The organism is Mesorhizobium sp. USDA 4775, assembly GCF_054062655.1.
Genome location: NZ_JBSSFM010000001.1, coordinates 322438 through 344444, shown reverse-complemented (window position 1 = coordinate 344444; position 22007 = coordinate 322438). Strand labels below are relative to the sequence as shown.

At 64.1% G+C, this 22007-nt stretch carries 21 protein-coding genes; 12 read left to right on the top strand and 9 right to left on the bottom strand.

Translation table 11 applies throughout. The annotated features are described in order from the left end of the window. Window positions 1-194: 194 nt before the first annotated feature. Window positions 195-806: a polyhydroxyalkanoate synthesis repressor PhaR gene (gene phaR, locus ACVILI_RS01750; protein WP_027047491.1), complete on the top strand. Its 612-nt coding sequence runs from the start codon at window positions 195-197 to the stop codon at window positions 804-806. Between the two features lie 138 nt (window positions 807-944). Here phaR and ACVILI_RS01745 read toward each other — a convergent pair whose 3' ends face one another. Continuing rightward, on the bottom strand, window positions 945-1364 hold the full coding sequence (locus ACVILI_RS01745; RefSeq protein WP_027047490.1) for a rhodanese-like domain-containing protein: 420 nt from the start codon (window positions 1362-1364) through the stop codon (window positions 945-947). Between the two features lie 88 nt (window positions 1365-1452). Between ACVILI_RS01745 and ftrA the strand changes: the two genes are divergently transcribed. Then, window positions 1453-2436: a transcriptional regulator FtrA gene (gene ftrA, locus ACVILI_RS01740; protein WP_038653473.1), complete on the top strand. Its 984-nt coding sequence runs from the start codon at window positions 1453-1455 to the stop codon at window positions 2434-2436. A gap of 50 nt (window positions 2437-2486) precedes the next feature. On the opposite strand, the gene ACVILI_RS01735 is transcribed toward ftrA, so the two are convergent. Beyond that, window positions 2487-3629, bottom strand: a complete 1143-nt coding sequence (locus tag ACVILI_RS01735) for a citrate synthase (protein WP_019861697.1) — start codon at window positions 3627-3629, stop codon at window positions 2487-2489. A 93-nt stretch (window positions 3630-3722) separates the two neighbouring features. On the opposite strand from ACVILI_RS01735, the gene ACVILI_RS01730 reads away from it, so the two are divergent. Both ACVILI_RS01730 and ACVILI_RS01725 read left to right on the top strand, forming a co-directional pair. Beyond that, a complete protein-coding gene (locus ACVILI_RS01730) occupies window positions 3723-4811 on the top strand; it encodes a citrate synthase/methylcitrate synthase (protein WP_038653470.1) in 1089 nt (362 codons plus the stop codon). Between the two features lie 203 nt (window positions 4812-5014). Next, the gene (locus ACVILI_RS01725) at window positions 5015-6145 is read left to right on the top strand and encodes a patatin-like phospholipase family protein (RefSeq protein WP_027047488.1); all 1131 of its coding nucleotides are present in this window, start codon (window positions 5015-5017) and stop codon (window positions 6143-6145) included. Window positions 6146-6172: 27 nt separating this feature from the next. Here the strand turns inward: ACVILI_RS01725 and ACVILI_RS01720 are convergent, their stop codons facing one another. Beyond that, window positions 6173-6769 (bottom strand): TetR/AcrR family transcriptional regulator, encoded by a 597-nt coding sequence (locus tag ACVILI_RS01720; protein ID WP_019861694.1) that lies wholly within the window; start codon window positions 6767-6769, stop codon window positions 6173-6175. Between the two features lie 126 nt (window positions 6770-6895). Here ACVILI_RS01720 and ACVILI_RS01715 point away from each other — a divergent pair, with 126 nt between their 5' ends. The 6 genes from ACVILI_RS01715 (at window position 6896) to ACVILI_RS01690 (ending at window position 15104) form a co-directional block, all read left to right on the top strand. Continuing rightward, the gene (locus tag ACVILI_RS01715; protein ID WP_019861693.1) at window positions 6896-7357 is read left to right on the top strand and encodes a (2Fe-2S)-binding protein; all 462 of its coding nucleotides are present in this window, start codon (window positions 6896-6898) and stop codon (window positions 7355-7357) included. A gap of 2 nt (window positions 7358-7359) precedes the next feature. Next, on the top strand, window positions 7360-9633 hold the full coding sequence (locus ACVILI_RS01710) for a xanthine dehydrogenase family protein molybdopterin-binding subunit (RefSeq protein WP_038650215.1): 2274 nt from the start codon (window positions 7360-7362) through the stop codon (window positions 9631-9633). Beyond that, window positions 9630-10235 carry a hypothetical protein gene (locus tag ACVILI_RS01705; RefSeq protein WP_038650213.1) on the top strand — a complete coding sequence of 202 codons (606 nt, stop codon included), beginning with the start codon at window positions 9630-9632 and terminating at the stop codon, window positions 10233-10235. Before ACVILI_RS01710 ends, ACVILI_RS01705 begins: the two co-directional genes overlap by 4 nt. A 161-nt stretch (window positions 10236-10396) precedes the next feature. Continuing rightward, the gene (locus ACVILI_RS01700; RefSeq protein ID WP_084791797.1) at window positions 10397-11572 is read left to right on the top strand and encodes an efflux RND transporter periplasmic adaptor subunit; all 1176 of its coding nucleotides are present in this window, start codon (window positions 10397-10399) and stop codon (window positions 11570-11572) included. Window positions 11573-11648: 76 nt separating this feature from the next. Then, window positions 11649-14825 carry an efflux RND transporter permease subunit gene (locus ACVILI_RS01695; RefSeq protein WP_240564702.1) on the top strand — a complete coding sequence of 1059 codons (3177 nt, stop codon included), beginning with the start codon at window positions 11649-11651 and terminating at the stop codon, window positions 14823-14825. A 120-nt stretch (window positions 14826-14945) separates the two neighbouring features. After that, the gene (locus ACVILI_RS01690) at window positions 14946-15104 is read left to right on the top strand and encodes a DUF3309 family protein (protein ID WP_019861688.1); all 159 of its coding nucleotides are present in this window, start codon (window positions 14946-14948) and stop codon (window positions 15102-15104) included. Between the two features lie 43 nt (window positions 15105-15147). On the opposite strand, the gene ACVILI_RS01685 is transcribed toward ACVILI_RS01690, so the two are convergent. Together ACVILI_RS01685 and ACVILI_RS01680 are read right to left on the bottom strand one after the other, a co-directional pair. Continuing rightward, window positions 15148-16104, bottom strand: a complete 957-nt coding sequence (locus ACVILI_RS01685) for an SDR family oxidoreductase (protein WP_038650205.1) — start codon at window positions 16102-16104, stop codon at window positions 15148-15150. A gap of 88 nt (window positions 16105-16192) precedes the next feature. Next, window positions 16193-16396 (bottom strand): DUF680 domain-containing protein, encoded by a 204-nt coding sequence (locus ACVILI_RS01680; protein WP_019861686.1) that lies wholly within the window; start codon window positions 16394-16396, stop codon window positions 16193-16195. A 115-nt stretch (window positions 16397-16511) separates the two neighbouring features. Between ACVILI_RS01680 and ACVILI_RS01675 the strand changes: the two genes are divergently transcribed. Continuing rightward, window positions 16512-17420 (top strand): LysR family transcriptional regulator, encoded by a 909-nt coding sequence (locus tag ACVILI_RS01675; RefSeq protein ID WP_019861685.1) that lies wholly within the window; start codon window positions 16512-16514, stop codon window positions 17418-17420. Here ACVILI_RS01675 and ACVILI_RS01670 read toward each other — a convergent pair. After that, complete coding sequence (locus tag ACVILI_RS01670; RefSeq protein ID WP_038650200.1) at window positions 17384-18559, bottom strand: MFS transporter; 1176 nt, start codon at window positions 18557-18559, stop codon at window positions 17384-17386. The two genes, ACVILI_RS01675 and ACVILI_RS01670, sit on opposite strands and share 37 nt — an antisense overlap. Before the next feature lie 342 nt (window positions 18560-18901). On the opposite strand from ACVILI_RS01670, the gene ACVILI_RS01665 reads away from it, so the two are divergent. Continuing rightward, window positions 18902-19279, top strand: a complete 378-nt coding sequence (locus tag ACVILI_RS01665; protein ID WP_457102734.1) for a nuclear transport factor 2 family protein — start codon at window positions 18902-18904, stop codon at window positions 19277-19279. Window position 19280: 1 nt separating this feature from the next. Here ACVILI_RS01665 and ACVILI_RS01660 read toward each other — a convergent pair whose 3' ends face one another. From ACVILI_RS01660 to ACVILI_RS01650, 3 genes are all read right to left on the bottom strand, one after another. Next, a complete protein-coding gene (locus tag ACVILI_RS01660; RefSeq protein ID WP_038650363.1) occupies window positions 19281-20501 on the bottom strand; it encodes an ISAzo13 family transposase in 1221 nt (406 codons plus the stop codon). Window positions 20502-20673: 172 nt separating this feature from the next. Then, entirely contained in the window at window positions 20674-20982 is a 309-nt protein-coding gene (locus tag ACVILI_RS01655; RefSeq protein ID WP_038653467.1) for a DUF1244 domain-containing protein, read from the bottom strand. Between the two features lie 11 nt (window positions 20983-20993). Continuing rightward, window positions 20994-21791: an N-formylglutamate amidohydrolase gene (locus ACVILI_RS01650; RefSeq protein WP_038650197.1), complete on the bottom strand. Its 798-nt coding sequence runs from the start codon at window positions 21789-21791 to the stop codon at window positions 20994-20996. Window positions 21792-22007 lie beyond the last annotated feature (216 nt).

Genomic DNA, 22007 nt, shown 5'->3' with positions numbered 1-22007 from the left:
CCAAGCAGGTCGCGCGCCGCCATGCCGGCGGGCGGGCCGCTGCTGCGCAGCATATTTTGCCTGCTATGCAGCATTATATGATCCCGCACTGCACAAACTGCTTGGAATTATGAGGCTTTTGCGCATATCCTCAAAAAGGGCGCAATCGTTACCGGCTGCTTACTCAGGCGTGCCGGTGTCCGGGGAGGATGCAGATGGCCGCAAAAGACGACCCGATCATTATCAAGAAATACGCCAATCGCCGCCTCTATAATACGGGGACGAGCACCTATGTGACGCTCGAGGATCTGGCCGACATGGTCAAGAAGGGCGAGGAATTCACCGTTCAGGACGCCAAGACCGGCGACGACATCACGCATCCGGTGCTGACTCAGATCATTTTCGAGCTGGAGAACAAGGATGGGCAGAACATGCTGCCGATCCCGTTCCTGCGCCAGCTGATCGCCTTCTACGGCGACCAGATGCAGATGATCGTGCCGAGCTTCCTTGAACAGTCGATGATCGCCTTCTCCAAGGAACAGGAGCGCTTTCGCGAGCAGATGAAGGGCGCCATCGGCAAGTCGCCGCTCGATGTGATGAAGATGGCGACGCCGATCAAGGCGCTGGAAGAACAGACGCGCCGCAATATGGAAATGTTCCAGAACGCGATGCGGCTGTTCACGCCTTTCCCGCCCGCGGGCTCGGCGCCGGCCGCGGCCCCCACTGAGCCGGTCAGGAAGGACGCGCCGCCGGAGAAATCCGACGATCTGCAGCAGTTGAAGGACCAGATCGCGGCCATGCAGCGCAAGCTCGACACGATGTCGTGAACCGGCCAGCCGGCAAGGCTTAGGCCAGATCCGGCTGTGCCTTGTCCGTCAATGGTCGGGTGCCGCAATTCCCACGTTTCGCAAGGTGCCGACATCCGCCGCTCGAACGGACGGACGATATCAGCCGCGCCGGCTGGATCATGCCCGCAGAGCGCCAGGCTCCCTGCCTGAGGCGAAAGGAAGCTCTTCGTCCTGCCAGCCTGAAATGCCGCCGATCATGATCTTGACCGGCAGGCCGAGGCTGGCCAGTTTGAAGGCCGCCCGGTCCGCGCCATTGCAATGCGGCCCGGCGCAATAGACGACGAACAGCGTGCCTGCCGGCCATTCAGCCATCCGCTCGGCCGATATCTCGCGGTGCGGCAGGTGCAGCGCACCCGGCACGTGGCGGCGCTCATACGCATCCGGCGAACCGACGACATGCAGAAGCATGAAGTCCGGCTCGCCGCCGCGCAGTGCTGCAGCAACGTCCGAACAATCGGTCTCGACGGAAAGCCGGCGCAGGAAATGGTCGCGGGCAATCTCCGGCGAGGCTGGTGGAATGTCAGTCACATAGCTCATTATGGGCCTCCGTCGCTTTTGATGGAGTTGAGTAGCGCACCGGACCGGGCGATTGCAGCTGGCAGCTTTGCCATATATCGTCAAGATCATGCCAAATGTGCCTCCTGCCAACCCGCTGGTCGTTGCCGTCGCCTATGACGGGCTGTGCACGTTCGAGTTTGGCGTGGCGGCCGAGATGTTCGCCTTGCCCAGACCGGAGATGGGCGTGGATTGGTACCGCTTTGCCGTCGCCGGCATCGACGCCGGCGAAATGCGTGCAATGGGCGGCGTGCGCATCGTCACCGATGGCGGACCCGATCTGATCGGCGAGGCCGGCACCGTGATCGTGCCGGGATGGCGCGGTGTGGACTGTCCGGTGCCGCCATTGCTTATCGAGGCGCTTCGCGAGGCCAGTGAGCGGGGCGCGCGCATCCTGTCCATCTGCTCGGGCGTCTTCGTGCTTGCCGCGGCTGGCCTGCTGTCGGGCAAGAAGGCAACCACGCATTGGCGCTACAGCGACAGGCTGAGGGAGATGTATCCCGACATCACCGTGGTCCCTGACGTTTTGTACATCGATGAGGGAAACGTGCTGACATCGGCCGGCAGCGCGGCGGGTATCGACCTGTGCCTGCATCTGGTGCGGCGCGACTTCGGCACCAAGGCGGCCAACATGGTGGCACGCCGCCTGGTCGTGCCGCCGCATCGCGACGGCGGCCAGGCCCAGTATGTAGAGAGTTCCGTTCCCGAGCCGCACGAACGCGGCCGGCTTGGACCGTTGATCGACAGAATGCGCGCTGACATTGCCGACGACTATTCCGTCGCCACCCTGGCCGGTCTTGCCGGGATGAGCGAGCGGACATTTTTGCGCCGGTTCGCGGCCGCGACCGGTGTCACGCCGGCGCGATGGCTGCTTTCAGAACGACTTTCGCGGGCGCGCACTTTGCTGGAAGACACGAGCATGCCGATCGAGCGGATTGCCGAGACCGCCGGCTTTGGCGCTGCGGCGACGCTGCGGCATCATTTCCGCCGGCAATTCGCCACGACGCCCGCCGCGTACCGGGCGCGGTTCGGGACCAATGCCAACTCCGCCTGACGGCTGACAAAGTTGAGCCCGGGCGCGAAACCGCATCAGGCAAAAAGCTGTCAGGGCAACAGCCCTTCATAGCGGCCGCGTGGCCTGATGATGCTGCCGCTCATGATCTGTTCGACCATATGGGCTGCCCAGCCGACGCTGCGCCCAAGCGCGAACAGATGGAACGGCGCATCGCGCGGCAGGCCGAGGCTGCGCGTCAGCACGGCCAGGGCAAAATCGATATTCGGCTGGGCGCCGGTCGCTGCGATGGCGGCGATCTCCAGCAATCGCAAGGTCTCATCGGTGTTGCCGATGGCTGCCAGGAGTGCCGTGGCCCGGGGATCACCCTCGGGATAGAGTTGGTGGCCGAACCCCGGCAGCGGCCTGTCGTGGCCGAGCCAGCGCCGGATCGCGGCGTCGGCGCCATGCCGCGCCGCATCTTCAGCAAGCTGCATCACTGCTTCGCCGGCACCGCCATGGCGCGGACCGGAGAGTGTTGCCAGACCCGCCAGCAGGCAAGCGGCGGGCGAGGCGCCGGTGGAGGCCGCGACGCGGGCCGCGAAGGTCGATGCATTCAGCTCGTGATCGGCGAGCAGCACAAGGGCGCGCCGGATCGCATCGGCGCCACCCTCATCGACCGACCAGCCCCGTGCCAATCGCCGGTGCACCGGATCGGCCCCCGCCTCGGCACCGAGGGCGCCGGCCAGCACGCCGATTGCGCGCGCGGCGTCGGCACATATCGAGGCGGCGCTGCGTCCAAGCAAAGGCCGAGCCTGGCCGGCCAGCAAGGCAAGTTGCGCAAAGGCCGAGGCTCGGCCGGGCTGGCGTGGCGCATCCGGCAGCGGCGCTTCAAAACGGACCGGTTCAGGCAAGGCCCAAAGCACAGCGGCGGTTTCTTCCAGCGAGGCATGGTCGGACAGCATGGCGGCGTCCCGGCCCCGATAGATGAGGTGACCGTGCCGGACGGTCGAAATCGCCGTTGCGATCGACGGCTCGCCCCAGGCAATCGCGCTTTCGGCGATGGCCGAGGGGCTGCGTCCGCGCGCCCGGCGTGTTGCCAGCGCCGCGATGTCGTCGGCGCGATACTGGCTGCGGCGTGGATCGGCGCGGTCGGGACGCATGCCGATGCGCCCGCGGCTGACATAGGCATAGAGCGTCTGCGGCCGCACCCGCAGCCTTTCCAGCGCCTCTTCCCGCGATAGCCATTCCGACATTTTCGGCTCTGATATTGATTCTATTGATCAAGATTGATGCTTGGGTTGACCAGCCTTATCTCCGATCCGGAAAAGGTTCAAGGAGACAAGGCTATGGCGAATGGACTCGATGATGTGGTGGCGGCCGAAACCGTGTTGTCCGACGTGGATGGTCTGGGCGGCCGCCTGACGATCCGTGGTCATTCGCTGGCGGAACTGGCCGGACGCTGGAGCTTTCCGCAGGTCGTCCGGCTGTTGCTCGACGGCTTCTTCGAGGATCTGCCCGGCGATACCGAACTGGCTGCGCAACTGGGCGAGGCGCGTGTCGAGGTGTTCGAGCGGACCCGGCCTTCGCTGTCGCTGCTGGCGCCACTCTACATCTACAGCGCCATGCGCGCCGGCATGGCTCTGCTGCCAGACGGCGAAACACTGGCGGACGCGCTGCGGCTGATCGCGGCGCCCGCCGTGCTGACGCCTGCCTTGCTGCGCCTGCAGCGCGGCGAGCAGCCGGTCGCGCCGGATGGCAAGGCCGACCATGCCGCCGACATGTTGCGCATGCTTCGGGGCTCCGTTCCGTCGCCGGCATTGGCAAAAGCGCTCGACACCTATCTGGTGACCGTCTGCGACCACGGCCTCAACGCCTCGACCTTCGCCACGCGCGTCGTTGCTTCGACATTGGCTGGCCTGACCTCGTCGGTACTGGCCGGACTCGGCGCGCTCAAGGGGCCGCTACATGGAGGTGCGCCCGGCCCGGTGATCGAGATGCTCGACGCGATCGAGGCGCATGGCGATGCGGCCGGCTGGCTGCGCAACGAGATCGCGCATGGCAGGCGGATCATGGGGTTCGGCCATCGCATCTACCGTGTTCGCGATCCGCGCGCCGATGTGCTGAAAGCAGTCGTGCGGCAGCTTGGCGGCGAGGGCGAGACCGGCCGCCGGCTGGCTTTCGCCGAGGCGGTCGAAAAGACGGCGCTCGAGGTGTTGCGGATCGCCAAGCCGCAGCGCTCGCTGCAGACCAATGTCGAGTTCTACACCGCACTGGTGCTGGAAGCGGCTGGGTTCCCGCCACAGGCCTTCAGCAATGTGTTCGCCGCCGGTCGCGTTGCCGGCTGGATCGCGCATGCGCGCGAGCAGCAGACGACCGGACGGCTGATCCGTCCGCAATCGCGCTATGTCGGCCCGGTGCCCGATCTGGTCGCCTAGGCATCTCTGATCCAAGGACACAGCCTCTCCGCTTCGAGCGGAGGGGGCTTTTCTCTCATGACCGAAATTTCATGTGATCACGCGACCGTGTTCGTGTTCTTGCCTTGGTCCGTCCTTATATGCTGCACTGCAACATAGGCCGCCGATAGCTGCTTCCTTCCATGCGTTGGGGCAGGCTGGCCCATAAGGACGACAGGAACGCCATGACGAAGAACGGCAAGGCGGAGGAAAACAAGAAGATCAACATCGCACTTCAGGGCGGTGGTTCGCACGGTGCATTCTCCTGGGGCGTGCTCGACCGGCTGCTGGAGGACGGCAGGCTGGAGATATCGGCGGTGTCCGGCACCAGCGCCGGCGCCATGAACGCGGTGGCGCTGGCCGATGGATTTGTGCGTGGCGGGGTCGACGGTGCGCGGCAAAAACTCGACGATTTCTGGCGCGCGGTGGCGGCGAAGGGCCGGTTCAGCCCGGTGCAGCGCATGCCGTGGGACGTCGCCTGGGGCAATTGGTCGATCGAGAACACGCCGGGCTATGTCTTCTTCGACACCATGTCGCGGGTGTTCTCGCCCTATGTCGCCAACCCGCTCGGGCTCAATCCGCTGCGCGACGTGGTGGCGCAGGAGATCGATTTCAGCAATGTGCGCGCCTGCAAGTCGATGGAACTGTTCATCTCCGCCACCAATGTCGAGACCGGGCAGTTGCGGGTCTTTTCCGATGGCGAGATCGACCTCGACACGGTTATGGCCTCGGCTTGCCTGCCGCAATTGTTCCGCGCCGTCGAGATCAAGGGCGTGCCCTATTGGGATGGCGGCTATGGCGGCAACCCGGCGCTCTATCCGTTTTTCAAGACGGCGGCGACCGAGGATGTGCTGCTGGTGCAGATCAATCCGGTGGTGCGCGAAGGAACGCCCAGGAGCGCCAACGAGATCCAGAACCGCATCGACGAAATCACTTTCAATGCCGGGCTGCTGCGCGAATTCCGCTCGATCGCCTTCGTCAAGGAACTGATCGCCGCCGGCCGGCTGCCGCATGGCGAGTATCGCGACATCCGCATGCACCGCATCGATGCCGACGAGGCTTTCAAGGACCTGTCGGCGTCATCGAAGGTCAACGCCGAATGGGCCTTCCTGACCTATCTGCGCGATCTCGGCCGCACCGCCGCCAGCGACTGGCTGGAAGAAAACTACGATGCCGTCGGCAAGCGGCCGACGCTCGATCTCTCCGGCGAACTCGATGACGGTTTCAAGCCGGTGCGCGGCCCCGCACCCGGCCGGCGGGTCAAGGAATTCCTCGCGGTGCGCAAGAACCCGGAAGCGGAGCGCCGCCGCGCCTGAGCGGAACCCCGACACGCCTAGGCTTCATCAGGCTTTCAACGCCAGGTCGATCACCTTGACCAGGGCGGCGGCCGCCTGCCGCTGCCCCTCGGGATCGCTGATCCGCGCCTTCATGCCTTCCAGCCCATCGAGCAGCATGTCGGCAAGCAGTTGCGTCGACAGCCCCCTGGCCGCCAGGTCGACGCCGTTCCTGGCCGCCTCGCCATGGATCGCGGCGGCGATATGTTCGACAAGGCCGCCGCGCCAGCACCCGACGAGATCGCCGAGGCTCGATTTCATGTCCAGCAATTCGGCGCCATGAGGGGAGGCAACGACGGCGCTCATCATCGAGATGAAAGCTTCGTCGATGGCTCGCATCATGCGCTCGGTGAAAGCATCATCGCCGGCCAGAGCCATTTTTGCCGCAGCGACCGAGCGCGACAGCACCATCATGGCGATAGCGCGGAAAATGTCGGTCTTGTTCTTGAACTGAAGATAAAGCGCCGGACGCGACATGTCGGCGGCGCGGGCAATGTCGTCCATGGTGGTGCGGGAGAAGCCATAGGCCAAAAACACCTTCATTGCGCCATCCAGGATACGGACGCGTTTGGGGTCGATGGCGGCGATGTCTTCGTTCTGATTCATGGAGCGACATTATCCTGCAAAATCTCAATTGACAAAATGACGGAATTTGTCAATCTGTATCGAGACGAAGCGACCCAAGAGGGACGCTTCGCTCCAGGGCTGTGGACGACAACAAAAGGGCATCCCATGCGCCTCACCGTCGACGGGCAGTCATTCGACATCGACGCCGATCCGGCCATGCCGCTGCTGTGGGCGCTGCGCGATCTCATCGGCAAGACGGGACCGAAGTTCGGCTGCGGCATTGCCGCCTGCGGCGCCTGCACGGTGCATGTCGATGGTCAGCCGGTGCGCTCCTGCTCGCTTCCGCTCGGCCAGGTCAGCGGCGCTGTCACCACCATCGAAGGCATCGGCACGGCGGACAGGCTGCATCCGGTGCAGCAGGCATGGCTGGAGGAACAGGTCGCGCAATGCGGCTATTGCCAGGCCGGCCAGATCATGAGCGCGGTGGCGCTGCTCGACGAGATCGCCGACCCGAGCGACGCCGATATCGACAACGCCATGGGCGGCAATCTCTGCCGCTGCGGCACCTATCCGAAGATCCGCTCGGCCATCAGGAAGGCCGCGGCGCTCAAGACGGCGGGGCTCTGATCATGGCCAGTGTCGGAAAGATCGCCCGCCGCACGTTCCTGATCGGCGCGGCCGCTGTCGCGGGCGGCGTTGCCGTCGGCTACTACTATTATCGCAAACCGTTTCCGAACCCGCTCGAGGCCGATCTCGGCAAGGGTGAGGCGACCTTCAACCCCTATGTGAAGATCGGCGCCGACAACACCATCACCATCGTCGCGCCGCGTGCCGAGATGGGGCAAGGCATCTCGACAACGCTCGCCGTCATGGTCGCCGAAGAACTCGATGTCGGTCTCGACCAGATCAAGGTCGAGCACGGCCCGGCCTCCTACGCCTACTACAACACGGCGATCCTCGAAGAGGGCGGTCCGTTCGCCTTCTTCGACGAGAGCATGACCGCGCAGTCGGTGCGCTCAGGCCTCGGCGTGGTCGGCAAGTTCCTTGCTCTCCAGGTCACCGGCGGATCGGCTTCCGCGCGTGACGGTTTCGACAAGATGCGCCAGGCGGGCGCCGCAGCCCGGCATCTGCTGATCGCGGCGGCGGCGCAGAAACTTGGCGTTGCCGCCACCGATCTGGAAACGGCCAATGGCTCGATTGTCCACACGGCGTCCGGCAAGTCGCTGACCTATGGCGCGGTTGCGGCGGCTGCCGCGGCAACGGCGCCGCCAGCCGAAGTTAGGCTCAAGGACAGAGCCGACTGGAAGCTGTTGGGAAAGCCGCAGAAGCGCATCGACATGCTGGCCAAGGTCACCGGGGCGCCAATCTTCGGCATCGATGTCAGGCTGCCGGACATGCTCTACGGCACGGTCAAGATGAGCCCGCGCTTCTGGGCCAGGCCGATCAAGGCGGACCTCGCCAAAGCCGAGAAAATGCCCGGCGTGATCAAGATCGTCCCGCTCGAGACGAGTTACGGCCATGGCTTCGGCATCATCGCGCAAAACACCTGGGCGGCCTTCAGGGCGGCCGATGCCATCGACGTCCAATGGGCGGACCCCGAATATCCGCTCGGCAGCGCCGCCATATCAGACGTGCTGAAACAGGCCCTCGGCACAAAGGGTTCGGCAATGCGTGACAATGGCGATGTCGACACCGCCTTCGCCGACGCGCCGCGCGAACGGATGGTCGAGGCGGACTATGCCGTGCCCTATCTGGCGCATGCGACGATGGAGCCGATGAACGCCACGGCGCGGTTCAGCGATGGCGCGCTCGACATCTGGTGCGGCAACCAGGCGCCGACCCTGGTGCGGCACCTTTGCGCCAACGCGGTCGGCATCGGGCAAGACAAGGTCACCGTGCACACCACCTTCATGGGCGGCGGTTTCGGCCGCCGCGTCGAGATGGACTACGCGCTGTTCGCGGCGCTGATGGCGAAGGAGACAGGCGGGCGTCCGGTCAAGGTGACCTGGACGCGCGAGGAGGACATGCGCCACGATGCCTACCGGCCAGCTGCGGTGGGCAAGTTCCAGGCGCGGCTCGGCGACGACGGCATGCCGGTCGCCGTCGACATGAGGATCGCCTCGCCATCCATGATAGCCAGCACCTTGCGCCGGCTGTTCCCCTCTATATCGCCGATTGGACCCGACAAAAGCATCGTCGACGGCGCCTATGACCAGCCCTACACCATCCCTAACTATCGGGTGAGCGGTGTCGCCGCCCCTGTCTCGATTCCCGCCGGCGCCTGGCGCTCGGTCGGCAGTTCTATCAACGGCTTCTTCCATGAAGGGTTCATGGACGAGATCGCCACCGCCGGCAAAATCGATCCGGTCGAGATGCGCAAGAGATTGATGGCCGCCTATCCCTCGGCGGTGAAGGTGGTGGAGAAAGTCGCGGCGATGGCGAAATGGGGCGAGGTGCTGCCTGCCGGCAGGGCCAAGGGCATGGCCTTCATGCTGTCCTTCGGAAGCTGGGTCGGCGAGATCATCCAGGTGGCGGACACACCGACCGGCATCCGCATCGAGAAGGTATGGATCGCCGCCGATGTCGGCACCGCGCTCGATCCGGGCATCATCGAGGCGCAGCTGATCTCCGCCGCCGTCTATGGCCTGTCGGCGGCAATGGGACAGCAGATCACCTTCGCCGACGGCATGGTCGAACAGTCGAACTTCCACGATTTCGACGCCATGCGGATCTTCCAGTGCCCGACCTTCGAAGTCGCCATACTGGAGAATTTCCACAAGATGGGCGGCGTCGGCGAGGTTGGCACACCGCCGGCGGCACCGGCGCTGGCCAATGCCATCTTCGCGCTCACCGGCAAGCGCATCCGCACGTTGCCGCTGTCGACAATGGCGGCCTTCGCATGAAGAAGCTTCTCATCATGCTGACGCCTGCTGCCATCTTGTTTTCGGCGGCGCCTTTCGCAACCGCACAGGAGAGCCAGACATCACCGAGCCCGACGGTCGACATGGCCAAGGGCCTGTCCGAATGGGACAAGATCTATGCGGTGTTCTCACATCCGCGCTGCGCCGATTGTCATGTCGCGGACGACCGGCCGCGCTGGTCGGGTGCGCATTACGGCGCCACATCTGTGCACGCCTTCAACGTCCAGCGCGGCACCGACGGATCGGGCTTCGGCAATCCGGGCCTGCGCTGCACAACCTGCCATTTCTCCAGTAATTCCAATGCATTGCACGGACCACCCGGCGCCGAGGGTTGGCATTTGGCGCCGGCCGAGATGGCCTGGCTCGGTAAATCCTCGGCCGAAATCTGCGCCCAGATCAAGGATCCGGCGCGCAATGGCGACCGCAAATTGACCGATGTCGCGCTGCATGTCCGCGACGATAAACTTGTCGCCTGGGGCTGGGCGCCGGGCTCGGATCGTGAGCCGGCTCCGGGCTCTGCCGAAGCGACCTATCAAGCGATCGAAAACTGGATGGCGGCGGGTTCACCTTGCCCGATGCCGTAATGGCCTTGCAACTTTAAGGCTATATTGCAGTGCAACTTTGATGTAGAAGCGGCGCTCGCCGATCACGGCAATTTGAACACGGTCAGGCGCGCACCCATATCGGCGACGCGCCCGCGTCATGAAGGCGCGGTGCTGGCTGAACCCGCAGTGGAAAAATGACGATGCCTAAAATCAGGTTTCACAAGCTTGCAGCCATTGTTGTGCTCATTGGTTTCGCGGCGTGGATGGCGACAGGCGAATTCTCATCGGTCGGCAGCGTAGCGGCCAACAAGGCCAAGGCGGCCGAAGTCGAGCAGGGCAAGGCGCCGGACGCGAGCAAGCCAAAGACGGCGGAAGCCGAACCGAAGGCGCCGTTGCGCACCGTTGCCGTGGTGACGCCGCCGCGCAAGACCTATGCGCGCGCCATCCGCATTTCCGGCCTAACCGAGGCTGACAAGCGCGCGGTTCTGGCAACCCGCGTCGCCGGCGTCATCGACAAGCTGCCGGTCAAGCAAGGCGATCATGTCAAGACCGGCGACCTGGTGCTGATGCTGGCGGCGGAAGAAAAGATCTCGAACGTCGACAACGCCAGGCAGTTGCTGGTGCAGCGCAAGGCCGAGCTCGATGCCGCCGAGCGGCTCGCCCGGACCGGCAATCTGCCCAAGCTGCAGCTCGACACCGCCCGCTCCAATCTGACCCAGGCGCAATCCCTGCTGGATACCGCGCAGGCCGAACTCGACCGCAACGAGGTCAAGGCGCCGTTCGACGGCGTCATCGACCGGGTGCCAGTGGAGCTTGGCAGTTCGGTCATGCAGGGCGGCGAGGTGGCGACCATCCTCAAGCTCGATCCGGTGATCGCCCGCGGCGAGATCAGCGAGCGCGACCTCGGCTATCTCAAGATCGGCGACAAGGCCGGCGTCCGGCTGGTCAGCGGCCAGACCGTCGAAGGCACCGTGCGCTACATCAGCCGCGATGCGTCGTCGGCGACCCGTACCTTCCGCGTCGAGGTCGCCATCCCCAATGCCGACGGCTCGGTGCCGGCCGGCATGACGGCGGAAATCCAGCTCAGCGCGCTGCCAACCGACGCGGTCCTGCTGCCACGCTCGGTGGTGACACTGGGCGACAAGGGCGATCTGGGCATCCGCGCCGTCGGCAAGGACAACAAGGTTGCGTTCTTCCCGATCGACCTGGTCGACGACACCCCGACCGGCCTCGTGCTTGGCGGCATCCCGGCCGATGCGCGCATCATCGTCGCCGGCCAGGAACTGGTGAAGGAAGGCGATGAGGTCAAGCCGGTCGAGGCCGACCAGGCGACCATCAACAAGCTGATCGGCGAAGCCACCGCCGGGACGCAGTAGCGCAGCGACGCCGGCGCCGGGCTCTGCCCGGCGATGTCAGTCCGTTCGCCACTCCCGAAAGCAACAGGCATAAGTCATGGATATCGTCAGACTCGCAATCAACAATGCCCGGCTGACCATCTCGGTCCTGGTCTTCCTGCTGATTGCAGGCTGGGTCGCCTATCAGTCGACGCCGAAGGAAGCGGAACCCGACGTTCCGATTCCGATGATGTATGTCAGCCTGATCTATCAAGGCATCTCGCCGGAGGATTCCGAGCGCCTGCTGCTGCGGCCGATGGAAAGCAAGCTGAAAAGCCTGAAGGGCCTCAAGGAAATGCGCTCGGCCGCCTTCCAGGGCGGCGGCTATGTGCTGGTCGAGTTCCAGCCGCAGACCAATCTGGCGACGGCACTGCAGGATACACGCTCCAAGGTGCAGGACGGCAAGGCCGATCTGCCGCAAGCGGCCGAGGAGCCTGTCGTCACCGAGGTCAACATTTCCGAATTCCCGGTGCTTGTCGTCACACTGTCGGGCGAATTGCCCGAACGCGTGCTCGCCGCCGCGGCGCGCGAACTGCGTGATCGCATCGAGGAGGTGCCCGGCGTTCTCGAAGGCTCGCTGCAGGGCTCGCGCGACGATCTCGTCGAGGTCGTCATCGATCCGATGAAGCTGTCTTCATACGGGCTGCAACTTGACCAGCTGATCGGCGCCGTCGGCGCCTCCAACAGCCTGGTCGCCGCCGGCAATATCGAGGGCTCGCAAGGCAAATACGCCGTCAAGGTGCCGTCGCTGATCGAGACGCCGGAGGATGTCGCGGCGCTGCCGGTGGTTGCCGGCCCCAATGCCGTGGTGCAGGCCAAGGACATCGCGACGATCCGCTCGACCTTCGCCGACGCCACGACGATCACGCGCCTCAACGGCAAGCCGGCCATCGCCATCGAGGTCAAGAAGCGCATCGGCGCCAATCTGATCGATACGTTGACCAAGGTGAGGGCGGTGTCCGACGCCTTCGTCAAGACCATGCCCGAGGGGATGCATGTCACCTACACGCAGGACAAGTCGGTCTTCGTCAACCAGCTGCTGGGTGATCTGCAGAACCACGTGATGATCGCCGTCATCCTGGTGTTCATCGTCATCCTCTACGCGCTGTCCGGCCGTGCCTCGCTGCTCATCGGCCTCGCCATCCCGTCGTCCTTCCTGATCGGCATCCTGCTATTGGCGATGATGGGCTACACGATCAACATGATCGTGCTGTTCAGCCTTATCCTGGCGGTCGGCATGCTGGTGGACGACGCCATCATCGTCACCGAATTCGCCGAACGGCGGATGAGCGAAGGCATGCCGAAGCAGGAAGCCTTCGCGCTTGCCGCCAAGCGCATGGCCGGACCGGTCATCGCGGCGACGATGACGCGTATCGCCGCCTTCTCGCCGCTGCTGTTCTGGCCGGGCATCATCGGCGACTTCATGAAGTACATGCCGATCACGCTGATCGTCACGCTGTCGGCGTCTATGCTCTATGCGCTGGTCTTCGCGCCGACGCTTGGCGCGATCTTCGCCAAGGCGCCGGAGCATCACGCCGACGACAATCGCGACGGCTGGTACATGGCGGTCGTCAAGCAGGCGGTGCGCTTCCCCATCACGGTGCTGGTGCTCACCGTCGTCTTGCTGGCCGGCATCTTCGTTGGCTATTCGAAGTACGGCGCCGGCGTCGAGTTCTTCCCGAGCGTGGAGCCCGACTACGGCCTGCTCTATGTGCATGCCCGCGGCAACCTTTCGCTGGCCGAAATGGACACGGCGACCAAGATCGCCGAAAACCGGCTGCTCGGCTGGCCGGGCCTGAAGTCGGTCTATACCCGCGTCGGCAAGTCCGAAGGCGGTGGCCAGGATGTGCCCGAGGATGTCGTCGGCGTCATCCAGTACGAATTCATCGACTGGCGCGAGCGCAAATCGGCGAACCAGATCCTGAACGATCTGCGTGGCGTCATGGCCGGCATTCCCGGCGTCGACGTCGAGGTCCGCGTCCCGGAAGCCGGTCCGCCGACCGGCAAGCCGATCCAGATCAGGCTCTCGGCCATCGACCCAAAGGGATTGGACGAGAAGGCGCGTGCGGTTGCGGCGCGCATCGCCAAGGTTCCCGGCGTCATCGACGTTTCCGACGGCCTGCCGCCGCCCGGCGTCGACTGGGCACTCGAGGTCGACCGCGCCAAGGCTGCGCAGTACGGCATCAGCCCGACCTCGGTCGGGACGGTGGTGCAGCTCGTCACCAACGGCCTGAAGCTGTCGGAATACCGGCCTGCCGGCGCCGACAAGGCGGTCGACATCCGGCTGCGCTTGCCGGAGGACCGGCGCACGCTGTCGACGCTCGACGAGCTCAGGGTGCAGACCTCGCAAGGGTCGGTGCCGATTTCGAACTTTGTCGTCCGCAAGGCCAAGCCAAGCGTCGGCATCCTCAACCGCATCGACGGCGCCCGCACCGTTGTGGTGCAGGCCAACGTCGCCGCCGGCAAGCAGGTCGCCGCCGTGCAGCAGGAGGTCACCCAGGCCGTCACCGACATGAATCTCGGCAGCGGCATCCGCTGGAAACTGGCCGGCTCGAACGAGGACAGCGCCGAAGCCAGCGCCTTCCTCAGCAAGGCCTTCGGTGCGGCGATCTTCCTGATCTTCCTGGTGCTTTTGGCGCAGTTCAACAAGTTCACCAGCGTCTGGCTGGTGCTGTCCTGCGTGGTCATGGCGACGATCGGCGTGTTCCTGGGACTGCTGATAACAGGCGAGACGTTCGGCATCGTCATGTCGGGCATCGGCGTCATCGCGCTGGCCGGCGTGGTGGTGAACAACAACATCGTGCTGATCGACACCTATGACCGGCTGCGCGAAGAGGGCTGGGACAAGATGGATGCCGTGCTGCAGACCTGCCGCGAGCGTGCGCGACCGGTGGTGCTGACGGCGGTGTCGGCCATCCTCGGCGTGCTGCCGATCGCCTTCGGCCTCGGGCTGGAGATCTTCCATCACGAGACGACGATCAACGCGCCGTCGACGCAATGGTGGATTTCGCTGTCCTCGGCGATCGTCTTCGGCCTCTCCTTCGCCACGGTGCTGACGCTGGTGGTGACGCCGTCGATGCTGATGGTGTTCACCCGCGCCAAGGTCAAGCCAGGCGCACGGCGCGGCCTGATCAGCCGGCTGTTCCGGCGCGGCAAGGGCGAAATCTCGTCGGAGGCGCCGACGGCGGACGCCGGCGCGGAACCCGCGATCGCCTTTCCAAAAGCCGCCGAGTAGGCAGGCTTGCCAATCTGAAAGGCAAAGGCCGCCCGGAACAACCGGGCGGCCTTTTGCATTGTTCCCCCGGCGTCATGCGAAAGCATCGTCCTTGGGCAAACTTAATGCAGGGAATTTCTCATGCCGATCAGCACCCTTGTCATCATAGTCCTGATCCTTGTCCTGATCGGCGCGGTGCCAGCCTGGCCGCATTCGCGCTCCTGGGGTTATGGACCCTCTGGCATTGTCGGTGTGGTGCTGGTGGTGATCCTGGTGTTGCTGCTGATGGGGCGGCTCTGAGCCGCCTTTTCGGTTCGTGACGGACATGGCCCGACGGCTTAACTCAGGCAGCCTTCATGCTCTTCACAGTGGCGATGCCGATGTCCTCGAGGGCTTGGGCGACCGCCTGATCGAGCGGCGTGTGCGGGACTTCGCCGATGATGCCTTCCAGCCGCGTCGAGGCCAACCGATGCGGCTCGAAGCGCAGGTAGGACATCGAGACGATCTCGCGCCACATCGCCACGAACGGGCTGCCGGCGCGCAGCACCCACCAGGGCATCGAGGTCATCTTGAGCGGCCGGTCAAGCGCCTTTTCTGCAGCGGCCTTGATCTCAACATCGGTGACGGCATGGCCTGGAAAGTTCAGCGCCTCATAGGAGCCGAGCTTGTCGAGATTCTTGGCCAGTGCGACGAAGCCCACGGCGAAGTCCGGCAGATAAGCCCATTCATGCACGAGGTCGGCGGGACCGGGCGCGGTGTAGACGCCCTTGCTGATCTTGGCGGCGACGACCAGGTCGAACCAGGAGCCGCTGCCGGTGCCGCCGAAGAAGTCGCCGGCGCGCAGCAGAATGGTGCGCACCCGGCTGGCCTCTGCCTCGTGGCGGAACAGATCCTCCATGGCGCAGCGGATACGGCCCTTATCGGTGGTCGGATGGAACGGCGTGTCTTCCGTGATCACCGCCGGCATAGGCGAGCCGTAATTGTAGACGGTGCCGGGGAACAGATGCAGCGCGTTGTTGGCATGGCAGGCGGCCATGACGTTCTCGGCCATCGGCAAGCATTTGCCCCAGTCGGTGTAGATCGGGTTGAGGCCGTTGAAGATGATATCGACGCCCTCGGTGGCACGGATCAGCGATTGACGGTCCAGCGCATCGCCGGCAACCGCCGTGGCGCCTTCGAGCTCGGCCGGCACATTGCCGGTGCGGGTGACGGTGCGGACGTCGAAGCCGGCGTCGATGAAGGCCTTGGCAACCACGCGGCCGAGCCGGCCATTGGCGCCGAGAATTGCGATCTTGGTCATTGTTCGTCTCCTTGTTTAATTTGAAGCAACGGGGGTTTGAGGCGGCGGGACGCGCCCGCCGCTTTCTGGATCTTCCGCGGACCGCCGTTCAGCGGCTGCCGAAGAGGTCGCGGTTGCTGCCCTGGGGCTTCTGATCGGTGATCTCGGATTTCTCGATCGAGGTGGTGGTCGTGGCGTCGGTGCTGGCGACGACAGGCTGGCTGGCGTCGTTCGAGCCGAACTTGTCGCTGCCGGCAAAAGCCGTGCTGGCGGCGATAAGGAGGGCGGCGGCGGTGAGAGCGATCTTGGTCATTTTGAATTCTCCTGGTTGGTGGTTGCAGTCCGTATCGGTGTTTGCAGGGCGAATATGATTGCCTCACTGATGAATTGAAATTGACCATGGATGCAGTTCTGATATTCATTATTGAATGGCTGATATCGACTGGAACTTGATCAAGAGCTTCGTCACGGTCGCGGAAACCGGCAGCTTGTCGGCTGCCGCGCGCAAGCTGTCGGCCAGCCAGCCGACGCTTGGCCGTCACATCGGCGAATTGGAGCAGGCGCTCGGTGTCACGCTGTTCAGGCGCGGGCGTAGCGGCTATGCGCTGACGGAAGCCGGCGCCACGCTGTTCGAACGCGGCAAGACGGTCAGCGAGCAGGCGAGCGCGTTTTCACGCCTGGCGCTGGGTTCGGTCGAGGCAATCGAAGGCACGGTGCGCATCGCCGCCAGCGAAGTGGTGGCGGCCTATGTGCTGCCCGACATGACCGCACGGCTCGGCATCGAGGAACCCGGCATCGAGGTCGAGATCGTCGCCTCGAACCAGGTCGAGAACCTGCTGCGCCGGGACGCCGACATCGCCATCCGCATGGTCAAGCCGGCGCAGAACGAACTGGTGGCACGCAAGGTCTGCGACATCCCGCTCTGCGCCTGCGCGGCCATTTCCTATCTCGACCGGCGCGGCCGCCCGCTTGGGCCGGCCGACCTTACCGATCACCCCTTGATCGGCTTCGACCGCAGCGACGAGATGATCCGGGGCTTTACGCAATTCGGCCTCCCGGTCACCCGGAGCAGTTTCCGTTTCAGGGCGGACAACCAGGTCGTCCTGTGGGAGGCGGTGCGGGCGGGAAACGGCATTGGCCTCGGCCAGGAGCCGCTGGCCGATCGCGACCCGCTGGTGGAGAAGGTGCTGCCCGGCCTGCCGCTGCCAAGCCTGCCGGTATGGCTGGCGATGCATCGCGATGTGCGCAGCAGCGTGCGCATCCGCCGTGTGGCGGATTTTCTCCACGAGGAGTTGAAGCGCTATTCGGCGGGCACGGCGGCGAATTCGGCGCGGTGAGCGAGGCCCGCCATCAGCAAGACGACGATCAGCAGCACCGACATGGCGATGAAGATCGGTCCGAAGCTGGAATGCTCGGCGACGAAGCCGATCGCCGACGGCGCCACCAAGATGCCGGAATAGCCCATGGTGGTGACAACGCTCATGCCGGTGCCCGACGACATGCCTTCCTGGTTGCCGCCCGCCGAAAAGATGATCGGCACCATATTGGCGATGCCTGAGCCGCAAAGGGCAAAGGCCGCGATGGCGAGCCAGGGCGAGGGCGACAGGCCGGCGACCAGCATGCCGGTGGCAGCGACGACAGCCGAGCCGCGCAGCGTCGGCACCGCGCCGAAGCGGTTGCGCACGCCATCGCCGAAGAAGCGCATGATCGCCATGACGCCGGAAAAGGCGGCATAGGCAAGGCCGGCGACGGCAAGGTCGGCGCCGAGTTCTTGTCGCAGATACAGCGCCGCCCAATCGAGCACCGCGCCCTCGGAGATCATCGTCAGCAGAGCCATCAGGCCGATCAGGTAGACCAGCGGGTTTGCCGGCAGCGTGAATTTGTGATGCTCGGCCGCCTGTGGCCTGTCCTCGGCGACGAGATAGCCGACCGCCATCGCGATCGCCGCGAAGGCAAGCACGGTCACGACCGCGGCATGGGCGAGGTGGCCATAGTGCTGGATGGCAAAGCCGCCGAGGCCGCCGCCGGCGAAACCGCCGAGGCTCCAGAAGCCGTGCGAGGAGGACATGATGGCGCGCGACATCTTTCGCTCCACCACCACCGCATTGGCGTTCATGGCGACATCCATGCCGCCGATCGAGCCGCCGAAAATGAACATGGCGATGGCCGCCAGCGGCACGTTGGGCGCCAGCGCCACGACCAGCAGGCCGAGGCTGCCGCACAGGCCGAACCAGCGCAGCACGGTGCGCGAGCCATGTTTCGAGATCAGGTGGCCGCACCAGGTCATGGCGGTGACTGCACCGGCGCCGAACAAAAGGATCAGCAGGCCAAGCGTGAATTTCGAAATGTCGAGCCGGGTCAGGAACACAGGGATCTGCGGCGCCCAGCTACCGGTCAGGAAGCCATTGGCGAGGAAAATGGCCGCCACGGCCCATCGCCCGCGAATGGCAGTCTGCATGGCGTTTTGCGCATACATGGCTCGAATCCGGTCAAGAAATGGCTTTGCGCGGCAAATTAGATCGATTCAATTTTCAGTCAAGCACTCATTGCTCAAAGTTCTGGGCCAAGCGGAGGGCCAGCTGGCCACGTCTTCGTGCGGTGCCGCTGCGCATGTCCTGCCATCAAGGAAGGCCGGCATCCATGCTTTCTTGAGACCAGCGGCCAGATGAGAGATGATCCGTGCTGCGCCGCCGCCGGTGGCACGCTGCCCGGCCATGCCGAAGCACGGCGATCAAGCGTGGTTGCACCACCATTTGAAGACTTATAGGAGTATCGATTGCCGTCAACACGGACACCAAAAGACACATTCCTCGCATTGGTGCGCGGGATTTGCGAAGCAAGCCCAGATCTGCCGGAATTGTATGCGGAGAACACGTCGGTAGTACACCCATTCGACCCATTGAAACGACCTGAGCTTGTCGGCCGCGAAGCACTTCGGCGACATTTTGGGGCAATGAAGGGCACCCCGACGATTAGATTGGAGCCGACGAATATTCATGTCCATGAGACTGCCGATCCGGAGGTCATCGTGGCTGAATTCAGCTATGCGGGGCACGTGATCGAAAGCGGCCAGGCTGTTTCCTATCCCTGTATCTTCGTCATGCGCGTGCGAAATGGGGAGATTGTAGAATCGCGAGACTACGTTGATCACGTTGGATCGGCCGAAGCCCGTGGCATGCTAAGGACGTGTCGATAATTTATCGCGCTAATTTTTGGGATTGCGGCTTGATTGTATAGTTCCATTCACCGTGGAATTCGTTGCGAATGATGTTCAAGCTGGCCATGTCCTCGTCGGAGACTTTGATCCCGGCGGGATAGCGGTTTTCATCAAGTTCGCAACGAACGGTCAGTCCCGCCGTCGAGGTTGTGGCGCCGATGAGTTCGACGATGGTGCGATAATCGGTGAGCGGTCGTCCACGCCAGTTTCTCGAGATGAACGAGAAGAGGCGGTGTTCGATCTTGTTCCATTTGCTGGTGCCGGGCGGGAGATGGAGGACAGCGATGGTCAACCCCAACTCGTCGGCCAGCTTTTGGAGTTCGACTTTCCACAGGCGCACGCGCGAACCGTTGCTTCCGCCGCCGTCGGCGGTGATCGTCAAGGTATGAGCGTGCGCGTAGCGATCACGCCCCATGCTGATCCACCAGGAGCGTATGGCGTTGACGGCGAAGGCAGCGGTATCGTGGTCGATCCCGACGCTGACCCACCCTTTGTCATCGGCGATATCATAAATACCGTAGGGCGCGGCACGACCGAGCTTCGGGTCGACGAAATCATGGACGCGGACCGGCTCTGGTGCTCCGGCCGGTCGGTATTCACGTCCGCCATTCTTGAAGTCGCCGACGAGTTCTTTCTTCTTCGTATCGACGGAGATCGCAGGTTGACCGGCCGTAATGGCGTCCTTGACCGTCCTGGCGATGTGCTGGAACTGTGCGTCGCGATCGACGTGGCTCGATCCCTCCAGCGTCTTTCGATTGCCCTGAAGAGAATACCCAAGCGTTTTCAACAGAGTACCGACGACGTCATGACCGACACGATGGCCCATGGCGCAAAGCGCCGCCGCCAAGTTCCGCAAGCTTTTCGATGTCCACTTCAAGGGTGACATCGGATCGCCACGCGTGGCGGGGTCGACAAGCCTTTCCAGGTCGCTGAGAAGTGTCGGATCCGTCTGCGTCAAAGGTTTGCGTCCGGCACCCTTGCGCCGGATGCCGCCAAGAGCTGAATCCGGCGCCGCGCCGCGCAGTTCCCGCAATCCATATCCGATGGTGCTACGCGCGATCCCCGTTGCCGCGGACACCGCCGCGATCCCGCCCCAGCCCGCGGTGAGCGCTTCCGCCGCCGCAAAGCGGCGACGACCACGCTCGTCCAGCACGGGGCTAACCGCATCATAGCGGAGCTTTATAGCGGCGACATCGATCACCGCCCATGTCTACAAAGCAACGCAGGATTTCGGAATCCCCCAAAACGAGCTTTATCGATTCAGCAATTTATCGACGTGTCCTAAGCGATCTTATGGAGAAGATCAGGCAAACACGCCTGACCAGTTCTGCCGAGGCCGGCTAGACCAGCCAGTTCTTGACGCCAGCCGTGTCTTAGTGATCTTTCGGCCGTCTGGCCTCGAATTCGGCTTTCTTGGCGTCCGACGCTTCGGTCTGGTTGAGAGCCTGCCACTCGGCATAGGGCATGCCGTAGACGATCTCGCGCGACTGATCCTTGGAGAGATCGACACCTTCGGCATTGGCCGCCTCGCGATACCAGTTCGACAGGCAATTGCGACAGAAACCGGCGAGGGTCATCAGGTCGATGTTCTGCACGTCGCTGCGTTCCCTGAGGTGCTCGACCAGCCGGCGAAAAGCGGCGGCTTCGAAATCGCGCTTCTGCTCGTCGCTGAGTTTGGTCATCGGAACCTCCGTCATAGCGGCCCGGTGCGCGAGCCGAATATTTTTACCGCATGTATATCGGGACGGCGGTCTATCGCGTCAACGATTGGCGCCAAGCGCTCGGCCCAGGCAAGCGCGCCTTGCTGGTCCGCTATCAGGTCCTGGCGGATCTCGATCAGCGCGTGGGCATAGCCGTTGACGATGGCGTGCCTGAACATGGTGTCGCCACGCAGCGCGCCGTCATAGGGCTCGTTGTCGCCGACGATCAGGTTCTTGTCCTGCGCCAGCATATCGATCAGCGGGCGCGCAACCCGGTCGTCCAGATCCCACAGGATGCCGACATGCCACGGACGTTGCCTGCCCTGCATCACCGGCGTGAAGGAATGCACGGAGAAGATGAAGGGCGCCCGGCCGGAAGCCTGCGCGACCGAGGCGATCATGGCGCCGACGGCGTCGTGGTAGGGCCGGTAGAAGCGGTCGAGCCGCCTTTCGCGCTCTTCCGGCGCGATGGGATAGTTTCCCGGCACCACCGTGCCGTCATAGAGCTGGCGGATGAGCGTCGGATCGTCCTCGCCGCGATTGGGGTCGATCAACAGCCGCGAAAAATTGGCGATGACCGCCGGCACGTCGAGCAAGCCGGCGAGTTCGCGCGTCACCGCTTCGACGCCAATGTCATAGGCGATGTGCCGGTCGAACTCCGCCGCGGGCAGGCCGAGGCTGCCATAGTCGTCGGGCAGGTCGCGGCGGGCATGATCGGCCAGAAGCACGATGCCCCGCTTGCGGTCGCCCTCGACAATGTCGAAAGGCGCGAAAACTGTGGATCGGGTCATTGGCGGGAAATGGTCTGTTCGCTGGCTTCCGGGGAGGGTGCTATCGTCATTCCACGAAGACGACGCGTGCGCAATGCCGTTGTTTGGCCAAGGTTTATCGGGAAATCTGGCAAAGGGCGACGGATAGTGCGCCGGGAGCCTTCCTAAATCGATTGGAATTGATCAAAACGGCGCGTTGACATGCGCCCGGACTTTTCCGAAAAGGGGCGCAGAGAG